This window comes from Novipirellula herctigrandis, from assembly GCA_007859835.1.
Lineage (GTDB): Bacteria > Planctomycetota > Planctomycetia > Pirellulales > Pirellulaceae > Novipirellula_A > Novipirellula_A herctigrandis.
In genome coordinates this window covers 3,298,428-3,319,973 of record SJPJ01000001.1, presented here as the reverse complement: position 1 = coordinate 3,319,973, position 21,546 = coordinate 3,298,428, and the positions used below count along the sequence as shown (strand labels likewise).

Below are 21,546 nucleotides of genomic sequence, written 5' to 3'. Positions count from 1 at the left end.
ATGAATCGCGTTTGTGTGATCAACGTCGTTGGACTGACTCCGACGCTACTAAAGGCAGCGCCAAATATTGCTGCAATCGGCAATGCCTCACCCTGGATCAGTCCGCTTCCAGCGGTGACGTCGACGTGCCAAGCAACGATGTTGACGGGGTTGTCGCCCCGAGACCATGGCATCGTGGGCAACGGGTGGTACTTTCGCGACACGCAAGAAATCCGGTTTTGGCAACAAGCGAACTCGCTGATACAGGGCCCGAAACTTTATGAGGGGATCGAAACAGCCAAGTTGTTTTGGTGGTTCAATCAATCCGCCGGTGTGCGTTATAGTGCGACTCCGAAACCTCATTACGGATGCGATGGTTCCAAGGAATTCGACATTCTTGACTATACCGATTGCGATCTGACCGCACGGCTCGGGGCGTTTCCGTTTTTTTCATTTTGGGGACCGGGCGCGGGATTGCCATGTTCACGGTGGATCGCCGACGCCGCTGCAATCGTGCTTCGCGAAAAACAACCTCAGCTGTCGCTCGTTTATCTGCCGCATCTCGATTATGACTTCCAACGATACTCTGAGCCAAGTCTCGAACGTGTTCGCGAAGTGGATGCATGTGCAAAGACGGTGATTGATGCGGCTCATGCGATGGATACGACTGTCGTCGTGGTTTCGGAATACGGTTTGGTGAGTGTCGATCAACCAGTGATGATTAATCGCGAACTGCGCCGCGAGGGTTGGCTTACAATCCGTAACGGTCCGTTTGGTGAGACGATGATCCCGGGCGAATGCGATGCGTTTGCAGTTTGCGATCATCAACTTGCCCATATCTATGTTCGTCGACCCGAGTTGATCGCTGATGTAGAGGCAAAACTGAAATCGATGGACGGTATCGATCGTGTGGTTCGTCCCGAAGAGATCGGACTTGATCATCCGCGAAGTGGCGAATTGGTTGCGTTGGCGAAACCCAGCGCATGGTTCGCTTACTACTATTGGCTTGATGATGCGATGGCACCTGATTTTGCGCGTACCGTCGACATTCACCGAAAACCTGGTTACGATCCTTGCGAATTGTTCATGACGAGCAAGGTGCGCGCGATGCGAAAACTCGCTCGAAAGAAGCTTGGGTTTCGCTATTCCATGGATGTGATTCCGCTTGACCCAACGTTGGTTTGCGGCAGTCATGGGCTTCATCCAGCGGCCGAACAAGGGCCGCTTATCATCGGGCCCGGCGAATTGCCCGCCGACATGGGTGGCTTTCCGCGATACGTCCGAGGTCTGCTCTGCGGCGAAGCGTAATGATCATTTTTTAGGGGGCGGCCGAGGAGGGATTTCGCGGACGTTCTTCGACGGGGAAGAACTCATCGACGACAGCGTAAAATTCCGTGGCCGATGCGATCGTCGCAACATGGCTGCGAAAATGTCGGGCCCCAGGTTTCCCTTGTGCATAACAGCACGCATATTTTCGCATCAGGATGGTTCCCTTTTCTTCGCCAAAGCGCTCGGTCACCAACTTGTAGTGATGCAACATCACGTTGCGTTGCTCTTTGAGTGTCGGTTCCGGGGGAATCGGATCGCCACGTAAGGCAGCCGCAGCTTGGGCGAACAACCACGGTCGACCTAGGCAGGCACGGGCAATCATCACTCCGTCAACTTGATAATTTTCAAACGCAGCGACAACCTTTTCTGCTGAATCAAGGTCGCCATTTCCAATCAGTGGAATATTGATTAAGTGGCTTTTGATTTGACTAATTCGGTCCCAATCGGCGTGTCCTTTGAACATATCCTTCGCGGTGCGGCCGTGAACGGTCAACGCGGCTGCACCCGCTTCCTCGACGACTCGCGCGACCTCATTGCAGTTCACGTTTTCGGGTGAACATCCCAACCGGATCTTTGCCGTTACTGGCGTCGGGCTACATGCTTTGACCAATCGGCTGATGATATCGAACATCCGCTGCGGTTCACGCAACAAGTAACTGCCGCTATGCGCCTTTTCGGTCACCTGACGCACCGGGCAACCAAAGTTAATGTCAACGATGCTGATCTTGTACTCTTCGACCAAGCGACGACCAACCTTGGCCATCGTGGCGGCGTCGTTATCCCAAATCTGAACCGCAAGTGGCCTCGCCTCATCGGCAACCCCCCAAAGTCGGTCCGGATGTTCCGCTTCGTTTTCGTCGAGCCAAACGAAACCGCGAGCGTTCACCATTTCGGTTGCGAGCAGCCCTGAGCCACCAAATTCGCGGACCATTTGCCGGAAAGCTGCGTTCGTGAATCCCGCCATCGGCGCTTGCAAAATTGGCGGATCGATTACAAGATCACCAATACGAAGAGGAGCAGGCATGAGAAAAAGACTCGCGCAATCAGTTTAAGGAGACTCGTTCGAAGACAATTCAGCGTTCTGCAAACTCTCTTTCGCCGCTGCGATCGAGATTGGATTTGGCTTTCGCTGAAGAAAGAGGGTCACTTCGTTATAACCACAATCCGCGAGCAATTCGAGTGCTGCCAAGTAACCATCGCCGACGCGATCGGGCTGGTGAGCATCCGCACCGAGAGTCACGGGGATGCCCCGCTCGGCCATTGCTTTGAGCATTTCGGGGAACGGATTCATTTCCGAAATCACTTTCTGAACACCGGACGTATTCAGTTCCATGGCCGTCCCGGTCGCTGCAATTCGGTCCAGCGCACCGTGGATACTGTCCATAATCACTTCTGGATTCCAATCGTGGGGCGTCACGTTTTTGACCAAATCAGGATGCGAGATCGAGTCAAAGAGTTTGGTCTCCGCCGCGGTAGCGAGCAAATGAAAATAGTTGCGTTGATATTCCACTGGATCATCGGTCGGATATTGCTTGCGATACTCGGCGAGTTGGGGATGGACCGACCCCAACACAAAATGAAATGGCGCCGAATTTAGTTGTTTTTCAAGGAAAGCCTCATAGCCTTCGAAGAAGTCTGCCTCGATCCCCATCCGCACGTCGACGCGTCCGAGCCAATCTTTGCGAGCCTCGTCGATGATCGAAACGTACTCGTCAAACTGATCGTCACGCATTCGAACGTGACTTGAAAAGCCGTCCGGCATCGGGTTGTGGCAGGTCACGATCATTCCCTTCAACCCTCGTTTCCAGGCCACTTCGGCATATTCGGTCGGCAAACCATCCGCATGCATGCAAAGGGGCGTGTGGCAGTGCGATTCGTAAAGCAATCTTTCGGTCACAAATTAGCTCTCGGGTTATCTCTCGGGTTAGCTCTCGGGCAACGGATGTTCGGCTTTCAACACGGGTGGTCATCCGTGGCGAATTACGGCAAACTCTCGCGAAACCATACTTCCCGACCAAACAAACTGACAAGCCCATGAATTTGGTGGAGACACCCTTGAACGCGCCATCGCGTCCTCAATTGCCGATGCTCGTCACCGGTATCGCTGGCGTTCCCGGCTATAATGCCTTTCACTTCTTTCGTGATCTCTATGGTGACCAAGTTTTCGGGATGCGGCAAACCAGCATGTGGCCGCTCGCAGGCGACGGGGTCCTCGCATGTGACTCTGACGACCCGAAAGCCGTTGCCCGCGTATGGGACCAATACCAATTCAAAACGCTTTTGAATTTTGGTGGATGTTGTCGACTCAAGTCGTGCGAATCGGATCACGCGATGGCTCATCGAGTGAATGTAACCGGCACCGAAAACATGATTGCTGAAGCAACACGGCACGACGCTCAAATCATTCAATTGTCGGTGGACTTGGTCTTTGGTGGTCGCGACGGCGGTGACTATGACGAAGTCGACTTGCCCGATCCGGTAACGGTATACGGCGCAAAAATGGTTGAAGCCGAGCAATTGGTACTTGGCCAGCGTCCCGATGCGTGTGTGCTGCGAATCTCGTTGCCGATGGGAATCAGCTTCAACGCTCACGCCGGTGCAATCGATTGGATCGCCTCGCGCTTCAAGAAAGACAAACCTGCGACCCTGTTTTTCGACGAAGTCCGGACACCGACTTACACTGATTGCATGAATCAACTATTCGCAAAACTCCTTGAAAATCCGATCAACGGTCTCTACCACGCTGGCGGTCCTCGGAAGTTAAGTCTGTTTGAGATCGGACAAATCGTCAATCGCGTTGGTGGGTATAACCCGGATCTACTGCAAGGATGCCCTCGAATCGAAGCCGGACCGATGCCACCTCGCGCGGGCGACGTGACGATGAACTCGTCAAAGCTTCAAGCGGCAATTGGGATTGATCCGTTCGACCCGTGGCCACTGTTGGACGAATTTGCGCCCGATGGCGACGATTGGCACTATGAACGATCCGACGATTCGATCGGTAGCGAAGACCAGGTTGAGCGATTGCTTTACCAAAACCCGGGCAATCCTGGCTTGGTACCACCCAACCGCCAACAGTTATGGGGTGATCGCCGGTTCCACTAAGGAAACACTTTCCCAGTCGCTCGCAAAGTGCGGCATGTTGATCGACCAATGGCGACTTGCATCATGCAGCACTCTTGAATCGTTAAGCGACGCGTGAAACTATGCTTCGTCGAAGATCTCTTCCGGCAACGGTTGGTCCTTGGTTTCCGGCGCCCAAATCAATGCGACCGCACCCACCAAGTAGACACCCGCCATGATTGCGGCCGCCGTACGGAACGAAAGCATGGTGCTCATCCAACCAAGCAAAATTGGTGCTGGCGCGGCGAGATAACGAACCGTGTTGTAGCAAAAGCCAACGCCGACGCCACGAAGCCGTGTCGGAAACAGTTCCGGGAAGTAAATCGAATAGCCAGCGAACAGCGACAATTGAGCAAATCCCATGATCGGCAACATCCAATAAGCGTCCGTTGCGGTATTCAAATTATTGAATACATAAACGGTTGTAATAAAGCTCAGCACGAATGCGCCCAAGAACGCAAGTCGTCGGCTAATGAACGACGCGACGTATGTGAACGTGATCATTCCAAAGAAAGAACCAAGGTCTTGAATCGCGGTACCCCAAGCACGGACGCTGTCGATGCGAGATTGGGGTTCACCGGCTAAGGCGGTTGAGATCAACTCAGGCGAGAAAAATCCAATCCCCCACAAGCCGACCATGCCTGCAAGACCCAGTGTTAAACCGACAAGCGTATTGCGGCGCCATCGGGGATCGCGAAACAGTTCGGTAGGCGATCCCGCGGAAAGCTTGCCTTTGCTTTCTCGTGTTGTAGCACGCATCTCTAACCACGCCTCGGGTTCACGAAGCAGGAAAATAATCGGAACCACCAATAGAGAAGGCAAAATGCCAACAAAGAATAATACCCGCCAACCGCTCAGCCCAAAGTAGGACGATTCGGCCCCCGGTTGAATCCACAAACTAACCAGCGACCCCGCCATGTTGCCCATCGCAGAGAGGACTTGAAGTAATCCCAAAGCGATCGGCCTGAATGAACTAGGGACGGATTCAGCAACAAGCGTAGTCGCTGCACCAAACAGGCCGCCGATGCCCAGCCCGACCAAGAACCGATAGATCACAAAATCAATCCACGAGACCGATACGCCTGACAGACCGGTGAATATGGAATAGATAAGCAGCGTCACAACCATTGTTTTGACACGGCCAACACGGTCGCTCATGATTCCAAAGATAATCCCGCCGGTAGCCCAGCCCAGGATCAGCGAAGTGGTTGCGTAACCAAGATAGGTTTTGATGATAGCCGGATCAGACACTTTTCCGGCGAGCAATTCGGTCAGCGCCGGTTCACGGGCCAGGACAAACAGTCGTCCATCCATGCAATCAAAAGCCCAAGCCGACGCCGCGATGATAACGACGGTCCAGTGATACCAAGTGACCGAATCGAAAACGCTGGTTTTTTCGCCTGATTCATTCATGCGACGCTAGCCTCGGATTTTGTAGAAATGGAACGCAACACGCCTCCGCGATGCGATCCAAGCATGATCTCTCCGAAGACTTTCTAATCGTGAAAGCAGTGCCCAGGGCGGGACTCGAACCGCCCCGGAAATTGCCGTCAAAATCAATTCGTCAAACGAATGTACCCCAAAATACACCCCATCGCGAGACGGGAAAGACATCTCGTTCACCGAATTGGTTGAAATTTGGAATTTGATGGATGCAAGTACTCAATTCGATTTACTCGCGACTGCGAGAGCGTTGGCGAATCGAAATCGTAGCCTGCCGAAGCCCGGTGACTGACAATCCACCGGACAATTGGGGAGTGTTTTTCTAAATTGCGATTTTGATCGAATCAGTAACGATAGGGGAGAGAATTAGAAGATGGTTAAAAATGAGCAAGTGTTGGTTGAGTATGCGAAAGAGCTGATCGAAGCGAGACGGAGTCGAGGCGACACGAAACTGGCGTTGATGGAGCGGTTCGAAATCAATAAGACGCAGGCGGGGCTACTCTTGAGAGAAGCAACTATCCAACTCTACGACCACCCGTCCACTGACCCAATCTTCTGGCTAGCTCAGACCGGCGGTGACGTGAGTCCTCAGCACCGACGGTTTGCTCGGAGTAAGTTTTACAAGCTAGTTCTCGATAGTCCCTAGAATGCAGAGCGAAGAATGGGAAGTACGACCACTAGCGCTGCGCCTTCAATTGCTCCCGGACGAATTTTTGATCTGGAAAGGATAGTTCAGATAGGCCAACTCTGATAATCTGTAGATCCGCTTTCTGAAGTTCGACTACACCATGTTTATAACCCTTGAACGCTGCTTCAGTAGTATGCTTCAAAGACTTGTCGTGCCATGTTCTAAGCTTCAAGGATGCGATTTGGCTGGCACGTTCACGGGCCGCCTGTTCTTTCTCTTGTTGGATCTGTTCTTTTTCCCTGTTTTTTGCCGCCAGTTCTAGACGCGATTCAAACTCAGCCGTGTCTTTGTTTTCAAGGTAATATGCAAGGAAATCGCTAAATGATTCCAGTTGTTTAAATCTCTCGATGTCCCGCTTCCTCAATTCTCCGCCGCTACCAATTGTTCGAAGCGATTCGAAAACCGTCATGTTATCATTGACACTCTCCAGGTAGAAGCAAACGATCATTGTCGGTCTCACCTCACATCCCGTTTGCCTCGGAAATTCGTTGTAGAATTTGCGTGCCCAAAGCCATTTTGGTTGCACCTTGGGCTCATTCTTTTCAGCTTTAACCATCGCCTTATAGACTTGAGCAATGAGGTATCCCTTGATTTCGTCCGGGAAGGTCGAAATCTCAACAACGGTTTCGTAGGACAAATTCAACGGGAAACCAATTTCACGGATCAGCTCCTCAGCCCTCTCTTTGTCGTCGGCGAATTTAAGTCGAGAGATGCTTTCTCTCGCCTCCTTCCGGCTTGAATCAACAAGTTCGCGAGCAATTAATGCACGTTTCTCAGTGGAGATTGCGGCGATCCAGTCGACCGCCATCAACTCGGTTGCCGAAAAAGAAATGATCAGGAGAACGATAATAGCGACTAGCGAGGAGTTTTTCATCGTAAGAACTCGGATAACCGTTTGGAGAAAAAAGTTGACGGATAAATAAACGCTAAGTGGAAATTCACATTCAGGCAGTTCTTGTCTAAAACAGCCTCAATGATTCCGTAGGCTTCGTTGACACAATTGTGTTTATCGTCGGCTAGTGCAGTACGAATGGCGTCCTTAATTGATTTATCGCCAATATCGCGATTTCGAAATCCTGCCATTGGATACTGCAAGGGGATAGGATAGGCGGAGCGTTTACCTTTACCCGAAGGACCGGAGATATTCCGTTGCAGCGACTTGTTCTGACCGGCTCGATCTTAGGAATGAGTGGCCAAGCAGTCTCTTCTCACGGAATCGGATGGGAGTTCTCTCCGACGCTCCGGATTGTTGCATTTTCGGAGTTGCGAGTGCCCATGTCAATTTTTTTTGTAGACGATCGAGGCTAATTCTTTGCGGCGAAATGACGCACCGGCATTGCTCTCGTCATGCCGGTTTAGAACTGCGACCTCGTCGTTAGCTGGCGCCACGAACCGTCAAGCAGCGTGAACGGACATCATCGCACATCATGCTCTCGTCTACGACGTTGAGTAAAACACGATGTTCTCGGCGTTAAGGCGACTCGCATCCGGTCTGTGAGCAATCGTCCAACTCGACCATGATAGCAGCGTGATCCGATAGACATTGGTCCTCGGCATCGCGGCCCCATCGGTACTCGATGGACGTCACTCGTTGATTCATCTTTTGCGTCACAAAAGCCTGATCGAGCCGGAACCCACTGCCAGTATGCGTGTGCCACGTATACTCACGTTTTTCAGGATTTCGGTGCCTCCAAGCATCAATCCAGCCAGTTTCACTGATGCGGTCAAACCAACGTGCTTCGTGTTTGTTGAAGAATTTTGCCGACTCATCGAGATCCGGTTGACCAGTGTTCGTGTCGCCCATCGCGATCGTCGCATTATCCCCCTCCGACTTCATCATCTCGATCACTTCGTCGTGTATTTGATACTTCAGATGACTTGGTTTACCCCGGTTTGGAACGTACATCGCAGCCAATCGAAATGGGATTTCACAATCGACTTCCACATGTAGCCAGGAGCCTATTTCTTGCAGCTTCCCGTGGCACTCCAATCGCGTGATCGGATATTCGGATGCGACCAAAAGACGATTATCAACAGGGCGAGATTTGACGACCGTGGTCATTTGAAATCCAAGCCCGTGTTCGGAAAGTCGTGTTGCGATTTCCTGACTTGGCTTGGTGCCCCGGAATTCCGAGAGGCAAACGATGCTGGGCTCCCACCGAGCAAGTTGGTCCGAAATGCTGTCAGACTGTTTTCCACCACCGTGCCGAATGTTCCAGGATACGATTTTCATGTCACGTACTACTTTTTGGGCGAACGAATGCAATTCGTTATTTTGGATCAGAAACAGTCGACGTGCAGCTAATGCCTCACCATTTGTTCCCTGCGACTGGCCAAGGAGGTTGTCCACGAGACATAAACTTGCCAGGAAACATCTAGGGTTTTATTTGCGGGCAACGTCATGGAAAACACCCCTCACCATTTTGGCCAAAACAGCGATCACTTGTTGGCATGGCAGTACAGCTAATTGCTCTTACAAGCCATGCTCTTTTTCTAAAGCACTCAAATCACATGCTTCCCAAAATCCTGTAACGTGTCAGCGTTCGCAATCAGAATACCACGTTGTCATGCTTCGATGCCGATGCGACTATTTGTTGCAGTGACGTGTCGTCAAGCTGGGCAATCGTCCGGAAGATGTCGGGATGCTCGCAGATTCGTCTTCTAATGGCCTCGGGGACTTTGTTGGCTAAGAGCAGTAATTCGTCTTCGTCGGCACCCAGGGCGTCTGCAAGACGGTGTATCAGAGCTTCTGAAGGGTAATGGCCTGTGTCGAGACGTTCGTTTTCCACTTTGCTCAAGTACGTGAAGCCGACGCCAACTTCGGGTGCAAGCTGCCGAAGCGTCCAGCCCTTTGCTTGTCGTAATTTGCGGATTCGTTCGCCGAAAGTTGTCATGTGACCCTGCCGTCTGCTTGTTGGGTGTTTTTCACAGTCCTACACTGGTTGCTGTATTAAGGCAACAAGTGTGCCGCAAATCAAGCCTGCGGGTGCGTGACAGAAGGAATCTGGCAAGACAACATGGCTAACAATCATTCCGATACCGAACGACGACTTTGGGAAGCCGCAGATGAATTTCGGGCGAACTCGGACCTCAAGTCATCCGAATACGCGGTCCCCGTCCTCGGGCTGATCTTCCTGCGATACGCCGACCACAAGTTCACGATCGCTGAGAAAGAACTCAAGGGCAAAGGCTCCGGGCGTCGCAAGATTGGCAAAGAGGACTATCAAGCCAAGGGCGTGATGTACGTGCCGCCGGAGGCTCGGTTCTCGCACCTGCTGTCGTTGCCTGAGGGCGAAAACATCGGCAAGGCGATCAACGAGGCGATGAAGGCGGTCGAGGCGGAGAACATCGACCTGAAGGGCGTCCTGCCGCGAACCTACACCAAGATCGACAACGCCATTCTGGTCTCGTTGCTGAAGAACTTCTCGCAGATCGCGATGGATGCCGAAGGGGACACGTTCGGCAAGATTTACGAATACTTCCTCGGCAACTTCGCCCGTGCCGAAGGACAACGGGGCGGTGAGTTCTTCACGCCGACCTCGCTGGTCAAGCTGATCGTCGAGATCATCGAGCCGTACCACGGACGCATCTACGACCCGGCGTGTGGATCGGGCGGTATGTTTGCGCAGAGTGCCGAGTTCATCAAAGCCCACCAGAATAATCCCTCGGTGGAAATCTCCTGCTACGGTCAGGAGCGAGTCGGGGAGACGCGGCAACTGTGCATGATGAACCTCGCCGTGCATTCGCTGTCCGGCGACATTCGCTTGGGGAACAGCTACTACGAAGACCCCCACGACAGTCTCGGCAAATTCGACTTCGTGATGGCCAATCCCCCGTTCAACGTGGACAAGGTGGATAAGGAGAAGATCAAAGACGATCCCCGCTACCCGTTCGGGATGCCACGGGCCGACAACGCCAACTACCTCTGGATACAACGGTTTTACAGCAGCCTCAGCGACACGGGCCGAGCCGGTTTTGTCATGGCGAACTCTGCCGCCGACGCTCGCCAGTCGGAGATGGAGATTCGCAAGCAACTGCTCCAGTCGCACGCCGTCGATGTGATGGTCGCCATCGGTCCAAACTTCTTCTACACGGTGACGCTCCCTTGCACGCTCTGGTTCTTGGACAAAGGCAAGGCGAAGACCAAGCGAAAGGACCAAGTCCTGTTCATCGACGCCCGGCACACGTTCCGGCAGGTGGACCGGGCACATCGCAAGTTCAGCCCCAAGCAGATCGAGTATCTGGCCAACATCGTGCGGCTATATCGGGGTGAAAAGCCAGAGTTCGTGGCGGGTGAAGATGAAGAAGTTCCCGGCGACGACCCGGAATTGAAAGCCACCTTCCCGAAGCTGAAGTACGCCGACGTGGCGGGACTTTGCAAAGTGGCCACGCTGGCGGAGATCGAAGAACAGGGCTGGAGTCTGAATCCGGGTCGGTATGTCGGCGTGGCGGATCGAGAGGAAGACGATTTTGTCTTTGCCGAGCGACTGGAAGAATTGAACGAAGAGTTGGAGGTCTTGAACAGCGAAGCGGGTGAACTGGAAGAGCGGATTGCGAACAACGTCGCCAAGTTGTTGGAGGAGGCGTCGTGAGCGAGTCCAACGGTTGGCAACGGGCGAAGATTGGTGACTTCTGCGAAGTAACATCGAGCAAGCGAACATATGCGAAAGACATTGTTGACCACGGTGTGCCGTTTTACCGAAGCAAGGAAGTAATCGAATTATTCAACGGGCAAAGAGAGTTCTCTAATCCCTTATTCATCACTGAGGAACGCTACGAGGGAATAAAGGAAAAATTTGGCGTGCCGCAAATTGGTGACGTGATGATCACTTCCCGTGGCACACTGGGAATACCGCTTGTAGTCAAAGATAGACGCCCCTTCTATTTCGCTGATGGCAACCTCAGTTGGTTTAAGAACCTGGAAGGCGTTGATCCTTTCATGCTTTACTATTGGTTTCTTTCTCCGAGCGGGAAGGCACAACTTCAAAAATGCACGATTGGCTCGTCACAGCAGGCGTACACAATCGTGCAGTTGAAGAAGATGGAAATCCAGGTTCCGACTCTCCCAATCCAACGGAAGATAGCTTCGATCCTGTCGGCTTACGACGATCTGATTGAGAACAACACCCGTCGGATTGCCATTCTGGAAGAGATGGCTCAGGCGATTTACCGGGAATGGTTCGTCAACTTCCGCTTCCCCGGCCACGAAAACGTCAAGCTCGTCGATTCACCACTCGGCCAGATCCCTGAGGGATGGGAGGCGACCACGCTTAAAGAGTGTTGCAAGCTCGTAATGGGGCAGTCTCCAAAGTCAGAGTTCTACAATGAATCGGGCGAAGGGTTGCCTTTTCATCAAGGTGTGACCAATTTTGGACCTCGCTACCCTACGCATAAGACGTTTTGCACGGTCAAAAAGCGACTTGCCGACGAAGGCGACATTCTCTTTAGCGTTCGAGCACCCGTTGGCCGAATTAACATTGCTAACACGCAAATTATTGTCGGGCGTGGTGTGAGTGCGATTCGCCGCAATGATGACGCTCAGGTGTTTCTGTTCCATCAGTTAAAAGACAAGTTCAAGGAAGAGGACATTATGGGAGGGGGAACTATCTTCAAGTCCGTCACTAAGAAAGACCTCGCTGACCTTCCACTGTTCACTCCGTCGAAAGATGTTCTGGCCGCTTTTGAGACATTTGTTGGCCCCAGCTTCACCCTGTACGACAACCTTACAAATAAGAATGAGAACCTCCGCACGACCCGCGATCTGCTCCTGCCCAAACTAATCTCCGGCAAGCTGGACGTGGAAGACCTTGACATCGACGTGGGCATGACCGCCGAGGCATTGGAGGAGGCGACGGCATGAGTACCGACTACTCCGAAGACACGCTCGTCGAACAACCGGCCATCGCCCTGTTCTCGGAACTCGGCTACGACACGGCCAACTGTTTCTACGAAAAGGTCGGCACCAGCGATTCGACGCTGGGACGGGAAACCACCGAAGAGGTCGTGCTTGTTCCGAAGCTGCGAAGTGCATTGCAGAAACTGAATCCCGATCTGGACTGCGAGGCGATCAATCTGGCCATCGAGGAACTGACCCGTGATCGCGGGGCGATGAGTCTGGTGCAGGCGAATCGTGAGGTCTACAAGCTGCTCAAAGATGGCGTGAAGGTCGCCTTCGAGAACGACGAGGGCGAAGAGACCGACGAGACGGTTCGCATCATCGACTGGAACGATCCCGACAACAACGACTTCTTTCTCGCCTCGCAGCTCTGGATTACATCACCAAGCGGCATCTACAAGAAACGCCCCGACCTAATCGGCTTCGTCAACGGTCTGCCCCTGATCTTCATCGAACTCAAGAAGAGCCACGGCAAGATCGAACACGCCTACAAGCACAACCTGAAAGACTACAAGACCACGATTCCGCAGGTGTTCTGGTACAACGCCCTCGTCATCCTGTCCAACGGCTCGCAGGCGAAGGTCGGCAGCATGACGGCAGGCTGGGAACATTTTGCCGACTGGAAACGCATCAACTCCGAAGGCGAACAGGGCGTCATCTCGCTGGAGACGCTGATCCGAGGCACCTGCGGCAAACAGCCACTGATTGATCTGGCCGAGAATTTTACGCTGTTCGACGAATCCCGAGGGGGCGTGGCTAAGATCACCGCGAAGAACCACCAGTTCCTCGGCGTGAACAATGCGGTCGATGCCTTGAACGCAATCAAAGAGAACCAAGGGCGACTCGGCGTGTTCTGGCATACGCAGGGAAGCGGCAAGAGTTTCTCGATGGCGTTCTTTTCCCAGAAGGTGCTGAGGAAGATGACCGGCAACTGGACGTTTCTGGTCATCACCGACCGAAATGATCTAGACTCACAAATCCATAACAACTTCTGCAACACCGGAGTGGCGAGCGAAGAGTGTCAGGCGGAAAGTGGAGCCGACCTGAGACAATTGCTGACGGAAGATCACCGATTCATCTTCACGTTGATTCAGAAGTTCGCACACGAACGCCCCAAGGGGGCACCAAAGGGATGGAAGCCCGACAAGCCTTACCCTCTGCTTTCTGAAAGATCAGACATCATTGTGATGGCAGATGAAGCCCATCGCAGCCAGTACGATACGCTGGCGCTGAACATGCGGAATGCTCTCCCTAACGCAGCATTCATCGCTTTTACCGGAACTCCGTTGCTGGTAGGAGAAGAAGCGACTAAGCGTGAGTTTGGTGATTACGTCAGCATCTACAACTTCCAGCAGTCGATCGAGGACGGTGCTACCGTTCCTTTGTTCTACGAGAACCGCATTCCCGAACTACAGCTTGCCAACGAGAACTTCAAGGAGGATCTGGAAGCGTTGGTCGCAGCCGCCGAACTGGATGAAGAGCAAGAGAAGAAGCTGGAACGAGAGTTCGCCCGAGAGTACCACCTAATCACCCGTGACGACCGGCTGGAGAAGGTCGCCGAAGACCTGGTGTCGCACTTCATGGGCCGTAAGCAAAGCGGCAAAGGAATGGTGATCTGCATCGACAAGGTGACCGCTGTCAAAATGTACGACAAGGTGCAAAAATACTGGAAGGCGTACCTTGGCGGATTGAAAGCACAACTCGCTGCGATGCCCAGCCCAGCCAGCACAGCGTCAGGAGCGACCGTGACGGGCCATGCCGATGGACTGTCGCTGGCGGCGGAACAGCCCGCCGACTTCAACGCCGCCAAGCGTCAGGAATTACAGAACCAAATCGACTTCATGGAACAGACCGACATGGCCGTTATCGTGTCGTCGCAGCAGAACGAGATCGAGGAGTTCAAGGAAAAGGGACTCGACATCGAGCCGCACCGAGTCCGCATGGTCAAGGAAGACATGGAGACAAAGTTCAAAGACGCCGACGATCCATTCAGACTGGTCTTTGTCTGTGCCATGTGGCTGACGGGGTTTGATGCTCCCTCTGTCTCGACGATCTACCTCGACAAACCGATGAAGAATCACACCCTGATGCAGACGATCGCGCGGGCGAACAGGGTTTTCGGAGATAAGAACAATGGACTGATCGTTGATTACGTCGGCGTGTTCCGCAATCTGGAAAAGGCGTTGGCGATCTACGGTTCATCTTCCGGCGGTGGCGTTGACAAAGGCGAATGCCCGATCGAGAAGAAAGAAGCGTTGGTGGAAGACCTGCGACTCGCCATTGCCGAGGCGGTCGATTTCTGCAAAGACCGAGGCGTGGATTTAGACGCGATTTTGAAAGCCGATGGATTTCAAAAGATTGCTTTCCTAGATGATGCAGCGGCCCACCTTGTCGACAAACAGGTCGAGGATGCGGTGGATGACGCGGTCGAGAATGTGATCCTTAACGATGACTTAAAAAAGAAATACCTTTTCCTGGCCAATCAAGTGATTCGGCTTTTCAAGGCCATCTTGCCTGATCCGTCGGCTAATGAGTTCGCGCCGATCAAGACCTGCCTCGCTGTTCTGGCCGACAAGATTCGAACGTTCACCGAGGAAGCCAACATCGATGACATCATGGATCAGGTCGGCGAGTTGCTGGACGAATCGATCGCCACCAAGGGCTACGTCATCCACTCAACGGAGGAGACATCGTTACTGAATCTGAGCCAAGTCGACTTTGATGCGTTGAAAGCCCATTTTGAGAAGGGACGCAAACGGACAGAAGCCGAGAAATTGAAACGAGCGGTCGGTGGTAAGTTGCAAAACATGGTCAACCTCAACAAGACTCGCACCGACCTGATGGAGAAGTTCAAAAAGCTGATCGACGAATACAACCGAGGACTGGACGTTGACGGGTTTTTCGCCAAGCTGACCGATTTCGTCAAAGAACTCAGTGAAGAAGAGCAACGTGGTGTGGCAGAGAAGTTGAGCGAGGAAGAACTGGCTCTCTTTGACATTCTGACCAAGCCTGAAATCGACATGACCGCGAAGGAAAAGAAAGAGGTCAAGAAGGTCGCTCGAATGCTTCTGCAAACACTAAAAGAGGCCAAACTCGTTCTCGACTGGCGAAAGAAACAACGCACCCGTGCCGACGTCTACACGACCGTAAAAACGATACTCGACGAATTGCCCCGAGCGTACACGACCGAACTGTACCAACAGAAGTGCGACACCGTGTATCAACACATCTACGACTGTTATCAGGGTGAAGGACGCAGCATCTACGCGACGCATTAGAAGCAATTTCAGGGGTTTTGTCGGTCAGACGCTCGCAACGTTTCAATTATTTTGGCAAAATGGAGTTATGCCAAAACGCACCGTCGAAGCCTGCCTGACTGTTTACACCAAAGACGTTCTCCAGAATCGCACCGGGTGCTACACCGGGACGATCACATGGACCTGGGATAGCCGAAATCAGTCGTCAATTGGCTATGCCGTCGATTGGCCGAATGAGTCAGTTCGGCTGCGATACGGCGACCCAGACGGCTCGAACCCTGTGGATTTGCGTATCGCCTTGCTCAGTACAATTGTTCGCAACGGTGGGAAACGGTGGTGGTTTTCCTGCCCACTGTTATTTGACGGCGTACCATGCCGAAAACGATGCTCAAGTCTTAACTTGCCGCGTGGAGCCGACTACTTTGGGTGCAGGTCCTGCCACAATTTGACCTACCGATCATCGCAAAACGCACACGGATGGAGTCGAGTGCTTCAAAGGCTATAATGAGGAGCGCGAACTAGTCATTCGCAAAAACGCCGAAGCTTGACCGCTTCGGATTCTTAACAGGGTAGGCGAAATGCAATCGCCGCTCGATCCGACCGACTGAGTTGTTCACCTGCAACTCGAAGTCGGTTGGATCGGCCCATTTAACAGGTGAAACTAATGGATGGCGATGCAGAGAGTCTTGCGCGGTACCAAGCCCAGCAGGATGCCGAACGTAATCAAAACATTCTCGAAAGAGCCAAGGTTGAGGATCAAGAAAAGAATTGGGAGCAGGAATGGTGGGATCTGGATACCATTTTGGCTCAGTGGGCTGAAAAGGAGGCATCCACTACCGATTTGGTAAATCATCTTTCGAGACTTTGCAAACAGCTGCAGGAGCGTGGCTGGGTTGAAAGCCTTGAGCTAGTACATCGCAATTTTGACCCACAGATCTATCGATCAACCGATTCGAAAAACGACCAAAACCAAACGGATTTCGACATCGCCCAACCGCTCAAATTGGTCGTCAGTTGGCTATGGCGTTTGAGAAACGGCAAAGGCAAGGGAGATTTGGTCACCGAGCTAAATCGCCTGACAACTCGCCCATTGATCCAGCGAACTGATCGGATTCGTTACATCTTGAAGCACGGCGACTTTCCTGTGCCATGTCCCGAGTGCGGAAAGCCGATGGCGATTGTCACACTGGGGCAGCCGCGATGCCGCGATTGTACGTTCCGATCAAAGACAATGAAGTCCGACTCTCATAACGAAAGAAATAGATCTCTCGACTTCGACATCGAGAAGTTACAGCGAGAATTTGTTTCGAATGAAGAATCATCTGGTGACTGGATTCTAAGTCGGGCGATGGCTCAATTTCTTGGTATTTCGTCAAAGCGACTCGGTAACATGCGTTGGGAAACCGATAAGAGCGTTTGGCTTGAAGATAGGGCTTTTGGAACAACTTACGGTGGTGCGTTGGTTTGGCGCCGAAAATCCAAGAAAAACTACCGCTACCACCTACCTACTGCAAAAAAATATGTAGGACAGTTGGTGGAATTGCACCCGGGCACAGACTTCAAAATTCATGTGAATACTGCCCAATAGACGCTCGAACTCTGCCCGTGGGCAGAGTAGGCGAGTGTTTTGAATCTGTCTCAAGGCGAATGATTGTGGTGTGTCGGCGAGATATGGCGTCGGCGAACTGACCCCACAATCACGAGTCCTGAAAGTGAAAAAGCAACGAATTGTACCGGACTGTTTATCCGGTCATCTTCTGATCCGCGAAACAGATCGTGACGAGCTGGTGGCCGATGTCGCCGCCGCCGTCGTGATTCAGATTCGCAGTTTGTTGCGAGAGCGATCAGAGCCAGTCGAAGAAAAAATAAAGAACCGCCCTGGAATGGCCAAGTATTTGGGATGGTCAATTTCGAAATTGGATGATCGTACGGCGTCAGGACTGATACCCAGCATTTTGGACGGGGGACGTCGCATCTACGTTGTGGCCGACGTTCTTGAGGCACTCAGGGAACGCACACCTGAGGCGGAAGCTAAAGCAAAAAAACGCCAAGCCGCGAAGACTGCCGCGAGGCGAAAAATGGAGGACATCAAGTGATCAACGCCCTCCAAAGTGAATGTGCCGCCACAGCACCTAAGCAGTATACACCAGCTCTCACATATAACCAAGACAAACTCGATGAGTTGCGACGGTTAGCCGAGGGCACCGTGTGGCGGGCGATTGCCTATTCAAATCATGCCGACGTGCGAAATGGTCAACTTTTCGTCGACGGTGGCCGTGCAGATGAGATGCAGATTCGTCTGACCCGATACAACAATGTGCATGACGGCCACAGGCTTAGTCTCGCAGCGTTCTACTTCGCTCGTATGTTTGGGGGCGCTTCCGAATGACGCCTGAGATCGCGAGTGAGATAGATGCACTACTGCTAGGTGCGATAGAAGCAGGCAACACACTGGAGCCGCACGAGTGGGGTGTTGAGGTTTGTGGTAGTGAGAATCCGTGGGACTACTCACATCCTTTACAGGATCGGTTTCCACCTGAGGACGTGTTGACGCGGTATCGCGAATTACGCATTGCGCCATTGCAGACTCCCGAGGGATTCGCGTTGCCGGGCGAGGTTCCTAATTCGGTTCTTTGTTTGGATCGGCTAATGGAACGATTGCGGCGTGGCGAAGGCGACGTTCTTTACCCGTCGGGCGACTGGATTACAGGCTTCGAGTGTGGGCCGGGAAAAATATCGGTCGTTGCGGCCCCACCCGGTTTCGGCAAAACGACACTGGCAATGCAATACGTTTTCGATGTACTAGATCACGATTGCGAAATCACTGCTTTCGTTGCCAATGCCGAAACTAGCTTTGATGTGTTGCTTGGGCGAGAACTGACACGCCGTTCAGGGGTGCCCGCGAAGGCGCTTCGGTTTGCGAATCTTACTGAGCGGCAGATGAGGGCCGTCGAGTGCGCTGCAAGTGAAATCAAACCCTATGTATCGCGAATTGAAGTGATGCCTGGGCCCTTTGGCCTGGGGGACTTGCGGACATGGACTGAGGGTAGGTGTGGGCTGTTGTTGCTCGACTACTTGCAACTGTTCGCCCCGGGGGATGATGCCCGCATTGGTGTTAATCAGTTGATGCGTGAACTGCGACACCTTGCGAACCGGGGATGGGGAATTCTAGCCGTTTCAGCTGTGACGCGCGGCAGGGGAAAAAGTGGTTCGTCCTATGACTCAAAACAGTTGACAATGGCATCGTTGAAAGAATCGGGAGAAATCGAATTCAACGCGGATTCAATCTACTTGCTTCGCGAGGATGGCCCTGTTGGCGAAGACGATCGAGTTCGCAAAGTTGATCTGCATTGCGGCAAGAACCGGCATGGTGAGCGTGTTTCGCACGACTTGGTCTTCAACATGCCAGCAATGCGTTTCGAGAGTCCAGAGCAAATTTTGGAGCCGCACAGCGAGCTCATGGAGTTTGGCAGTGACCATAGCAGCGACGAAGCATTCAGCGACGATGGCACCGAGTACACGGAGGCATCGTTCTGATGGTCAAAACGACAAAAGCAAAATCGACACAACGATTCCGTCAGTTAAACATCATCGTCGATAACTTGCTTCGCCAGCTTCCAGCACGGCATGGGGTAGCGTTGATGGTGTTCTACCGGCACGCGCAAGCGAACCGGCAATTTCGGGTTTCGGAAACAGACTTGGCAAAAACACTTGGCGTTGATCGGCGAAGCTCGCGACGGTTGTTCGATGACCTGGAAAAATGGCAAGTAATTAAGCTCGTCAAACCGAAGCAAGGCACGATCCCGAGGGTGTTCGTCATTACCGGAAAGGTTGCTAGATAGGACACCACCGCGCCCACTAATCCGGTGCATACTCCCCGAGCGAGTGAGGACATTCCTGACCAATAGACGGCGCTCTCATGTCCGCTTGTGGGGACACCACCGCGCCTACATACAGAAACAGAAACATTACGAGAGGGTTTCTCGAACGCTCTCGCTAAGAAACCTCCCTCGCAAATAACTAATAGAATTCCGACTGACACTAGACCCAGCTTCTTGTTTCCTGAGCGAGCAAACAAAATGTTGGCAGTTATCTGCATGGGTGGGACGATGCAATCACCGACACACGTCGGAAAACACCGATTTACGTATTTGAACGACATCAACGGTTCAGCTTTAAGCCTGTTATAGTGGTGTCGGCATTGGCTAGGTTCTGCAGACCGAAGACCAACTTCCCGAGTTGGCTGCCATTGCCCTTTTTTGTTCGGGAGCAACAACGGGAGTTGTTTTGATGGCAAGCGTACATCGCAAAAAACGTCGTAACCGCACTGGAAAGGAAGCCGTCTCGTACGAGATCCGTTTCATGGTTGGGGAGGACCGCCGATCATACTATCCCGGAAGCAAGGCAACGACCAAAAAGAAGGCAGAGGAGATTGGCCGCAAGTTGGATGCGCTAGCGTTCGATGCCACACAAGGCGATACACCCTCGCCTTCGCTTGCAGAGTGGTTGTTATCGCTTCCTGATCGGCAGCACAAGAAGCTCGCCTCGTGGGGACTTGTGACACCAAGGGTTGAGGCGTGTAAGTTCTCGGATACGATCACCATTGCTGAATGGGTGGACCGGTACATCGCCCATGGCACAGGAACACGAAAGGAATCGACCGAGAAGCAATTGGAAGCCGCCAAAGATGCCCTGGTTCGATTCTTTGGAAGCGAGCGAACGATTGACCGCCTAACGCCGAACGATGCAGAGGACTTTCGTTTGTGGCTACAAACCAAGGCGCGAATTGTGAAAGAGGATGAACCAGAGAATGGTTTGGCAAAGAACACGGTACGCCGCCGGATGGGACGCTGCCGCGAAATCTTCAATCTTGCCCTGCGCCGGGGATTGATCGACGTGAACCCGTTTGCTGACGAAGCCGTTAGCGTTGGCTCGAATCCTGAACGCCAATTCTTTGTCCCGCACGACTGGATCGAAAAGTGTATTGCAACGCTGAAACCCACTGAACGAACCCAACTAAGTGAACGCAAACGCGAGGATTGGCGTATCATGCTGGCATTTGCCCGCTATGTGGGTATGCGAAGCCACGAGACTCGGTTGCAGCGTTGGGAGGACATTGATATCCCAAACCGGCAAATGATCGTCCGCAGCCACAAGAGTCCGCCAGAACGAGTTTGTCCGATCTTCCCCGAGTTATTGCCTCACTTGATACGGGCAAAGGAGATGGCCCCCGAGGGAGCCGAAACAGTGGTGACCGAGTACACACCCGAGATGAACATCGGCACGACGTTTGAAAAGATAATCAAGCGTGCAGGCTTAGAGCCTTGGCCGAAGCTTTTCCAAAATTTGCGGGCAACGCGGGAAACCGAATTGATGGCCCTGTACCCGACCAAGGACGTAACAAGCTGGCTTGGCAACTCCAAGCCGATCGCGATTAAGCACTACGCCATGACGATGAAATCATCGTTTGATCGGGCGATAAAAGAGGGTGCGAAATTAGAGCTAACAAAAACACCCCAAAATGCACCCCACCAAGCGGCATCTTCTGGCAATCAGCAGCACGCACCCGGCGCAAGCAACAGTGGAGAAACCTCGGAGAACGAGGGCCTTTCCCATCAACAGCAATTACCAGCAACCAATTCCAGTGCCCAGGGCGGGACTCGAACCCGCACAGCCATAACGGCCGAGGGATTTTAAGTCCCTTGTGTCTGCCAATTCCACCACCTGGGCGTGGGTTTTTTCACGATCGAAGCTCAATGGTAACCTATCGGGCACCATGTCTGCGGCCTAGGTTCGCCGCAGCCTGAGATTTTAGCAAGGATTTGTCGTAG

The 21,546-nt window shown here is 52.8% G+C and carries 17 protein-coding genes, 1 tRNA gene and 1 pseudogene; 12 read left to right on the top strand and 7 right to left on the bottom strand.

Annotated elements, in window-relative coordinates; all coding sequences use genetic code 11:
• A complete protein-coding gene (locus CA13_RS12220) occupies window positions 1-1,287 on the top strand; it encodes an alkaline phosphatase family protein (protein ID WP_146397000.1) in 1,287 nt (428 codons plus the stop codon).
• A 10-nt stretch (window positions 1,288-1,297) separates the two neighbouring features.
• Here CA13_RS12220 and dusB read toward each other — a convergent pair whose 3' ends face one another.
• Complete coding sequence (dusB, locus tag CA13_RS12215) at window positions 1,298-2,332, bottom strand: tRNA dihydrouridine synthase DusB (protein ID WP_146396998.1); 1,035 nt, start codon at window positions 2,330-2,332, stop codon at window positions 1,298-1,300.
• A gap of 24 nt (window positions 2,333-2,356) precedes the next feature.
• Window positions 2,357-3,205, bottom strand: a complete 849-nt coding sequence (locus CA13_RS12210; protein WP_146396995.1) for a histidinol-phosphatase HisJ family protein — start codon at window positions 3,203-3,205, stop codon at window positions 2,357-2,359.
• 158 nt (window positions 3,206-3,363) lie between these two features.
• On the opposite strand from CA13_RS12210, the gene CA13_RS12205 reads away from it, so the two are divergent.
• Window positions 3,364-4,413: an SDR family oxidoreductase gene (locus tag CA13_RS12205; RefSeq protein ID WP_419194236.1), complete on the top strand. Its 1,050-nt coding sequence runs from the start codon at window positions 3,364-3,366 to the stop codon at window positions 4,411-4,413.
• Between the two features lie 99 nt (window positions 4,414-4,512).
• On the opposite strand, the gene CA13_RS12200 is transcribed toward CA13_RS12205, so the two are convergent.
• Entirely contained in the window at window positions 4,513-5,844 is a 1,332-nt protein-coding gene (locus CA13_RS12200; RefSeq protein WP_146396989.1) for an MFS transporter, read from the bottom strand.
• Window positions 5,845-6,247: 403 nt separating this feature from the next.
• Here CA13_RS12200 and CA13_RS12195 point away from each other — a divergent pair, with 403 nt between their 5' ends.
• Window positions 6,248-6,520, top strand: a complete 273-nt coding sequence (locus CA13_RS12195) for a hypothetical protein (protein WP_146396986.1) — start codon at window positions 6,248-6,250, stop codon at window positions 6,518-6,520.
• A 31-nt stretch (window positions 6,521-6,551) separates the two neighbouring features.
• On the opposite strand, the gene CA13_RS12190 is transcribed toward CA13_RS12195, so the two are convergent.
• From CA13_RS12190 to CA13_RS12180, 3 genes are all read right to left on the bottom strand, one after another.
• Window positions 6,552-7,436: an SHD1 domain-containing protein gene (locus tag CA13_RS12190; RefSeq protein WP_146396983.1), complete on the bottom strand. Its 885-nt coding sequence runs from the start codon at window positions 7,434-7,436 to the stop codon at window positions 6,552-6,554.
• Window positions 7,437-8,033: 597 nt separating this feature from the next.
• Complete coding sequence (locus CA13_RS12185) at window positions 8,034-8,795, bottom strand: endonuclease/exonuclease/phosphatase family protein (RefSeq protein ID WP_146396980.1); 762 nt, start codon at window positions 8,793-8,795, stop codon at window positions 8,034-8,036.
• Window positions 8,796-9,111: 316 nt separating this feature from the next.
• Entirely contained in the window at window positions 9,112-9,456 is a 345-nt protein-coding gene (locus tag CA13_RS12180; protein WP_146396977.1) for a helix-turn-helix domain-containing protein, read from the bottom strand.
• Window positions 9,457-9,579: 123 nt separating this feature from the next.
• Here CA13_RS12180 and CA13_RS12175 point away from each other — a divergent pair, with 123 nt between their 5' ends.
• The 9 genes and pseudogenes from CA13_RS12175 to CA13_RS35025 form a co-directional block, all read left to right on the top strand.
• Window positions 9,580-11,154: a type I restriction-modification system subunit M gene (locus CA13_RS12175; RefSeq protein WP_146396974.1), complete on the top strand. Its 1,575-nt coding sequence runs from the start codon at window positions 9,580-9,582 to the stop codon at window positions 11,152-11,154.
• Window positions 11,151-12,422: a restriction endonuclease subunit S gene (locus tag CA13_RS12170; protein WP_146396971.1), complete on the top strand. Its 1,272-nt coding sequence runs from the start codon at window positions 11,151-11,153 to the stop codon at window positions 12,420-12,422. The genes CA13_RS12175 and CA13_RS12170 overlap by 4 nt, the downstream gene beginning before the upstream one ends.
• The gene (locus CA13_RS12165; protein WP_146396968.1) at window positions 12,419-15,736 is read left to right on the top strand and encodes a type I restriction endonuclease subunit R; all 3,318 of its coding nucleotides are present in this window, start codon (window positions 12,419-12,421) and stop codon (window positions 15,734-15,736) included. Before CA13_RS12170 ends, CA13_RS12165 begins: the two co-directional genes overlap by 4 nt.
• A gap of 634 nt (window positions 15,737-16,370) precedes the next feature.
• Complete coding sequence (locus CA13_RS12160) at window positions 16,371-17,303, top strand: hypothetical protein (RefSeq protein WP_419194235.1); 933 nt, start codon at window positions 16,371-16,373, stop codon at window positions 17,301-17,303.
• Between the two features lie 124 nt (window positions 17,304-17,427).
• Window positions 17,428-17,811 carry a hypothetical protein gene (locus tag CA13_RS12155; protein ID WP_146396962.1) on the top strand — a complete coding sequence of 128 codons (384 nt, stop codon included), beginning with the start codon at window positions 17,428-17,430 and terminating at the stop codon, window positions 17,809-17,811.
• Window positions 17,808-18,104: a hypothetical protein gene (locus CA13_RS12150; protein WP_146396959.1), complete on the top strand. Its 297-nt coding sequence runs from the start codon at window positions 17,808-17,810 to the stop codon at window positions 18,102-18,104. Before CA13_RS12155 ends, CA13_RS12150 begins: the two co-directional genes overlap by 4 nt.
• Window positions 18,101-19,252 carry a DnaB-like helicase C-terminal domain-containing protein gene (locus tag CA13_RS12145; RefSeq protein WP_146396956.1) on the top strand — a complete coding sequence of 384 codons (1,152 nt, stop codon included), beginning with the start codon at window positions 18,101-18,103 and terminating at the stop codon, window positions 19,250-19,252. Before CA13_RS12150 ends, CA13_RS12145 begins: the two co-directional genes overlap by 4 nt.
• Complete coding sequence (locus CA13_RS12140) at window positions 19,252-19,557, top strand: hypothetical protein (RefSeq protein WP_146396953.1); 306 nt, start codon at window positions 19,252-19,254, stop codon at window positions 19,555-19,557. Before CA13_RS12145 ends, CA13_RS12140 begins: the two co-directional genes overlap by 1 nt.
• A 448-nt stretch (window positions 19,558-20,005) precedes the next feature.
• Window positions 20,006-20,614 (top strand): annotated as a pseudogene (locus tag CA13_RS35025) (phage integrase SAM-like domain-containing protein); the annotation flags it as partial.
• Window positions 20,615-21,360: 746 nt separating this feature from the next.
• Here the strand turns inward: CA13_RS35025 and CA13_RS12135 are convergent.
• Window positions 21,361-21,445: transfer RNA gene (locus tag CA13_RS12135), tRNA-Leu, on the bottom strand.
• Between the last annotated feature and the right edge of the window lie 101 nt (window positions 21,446-21,546).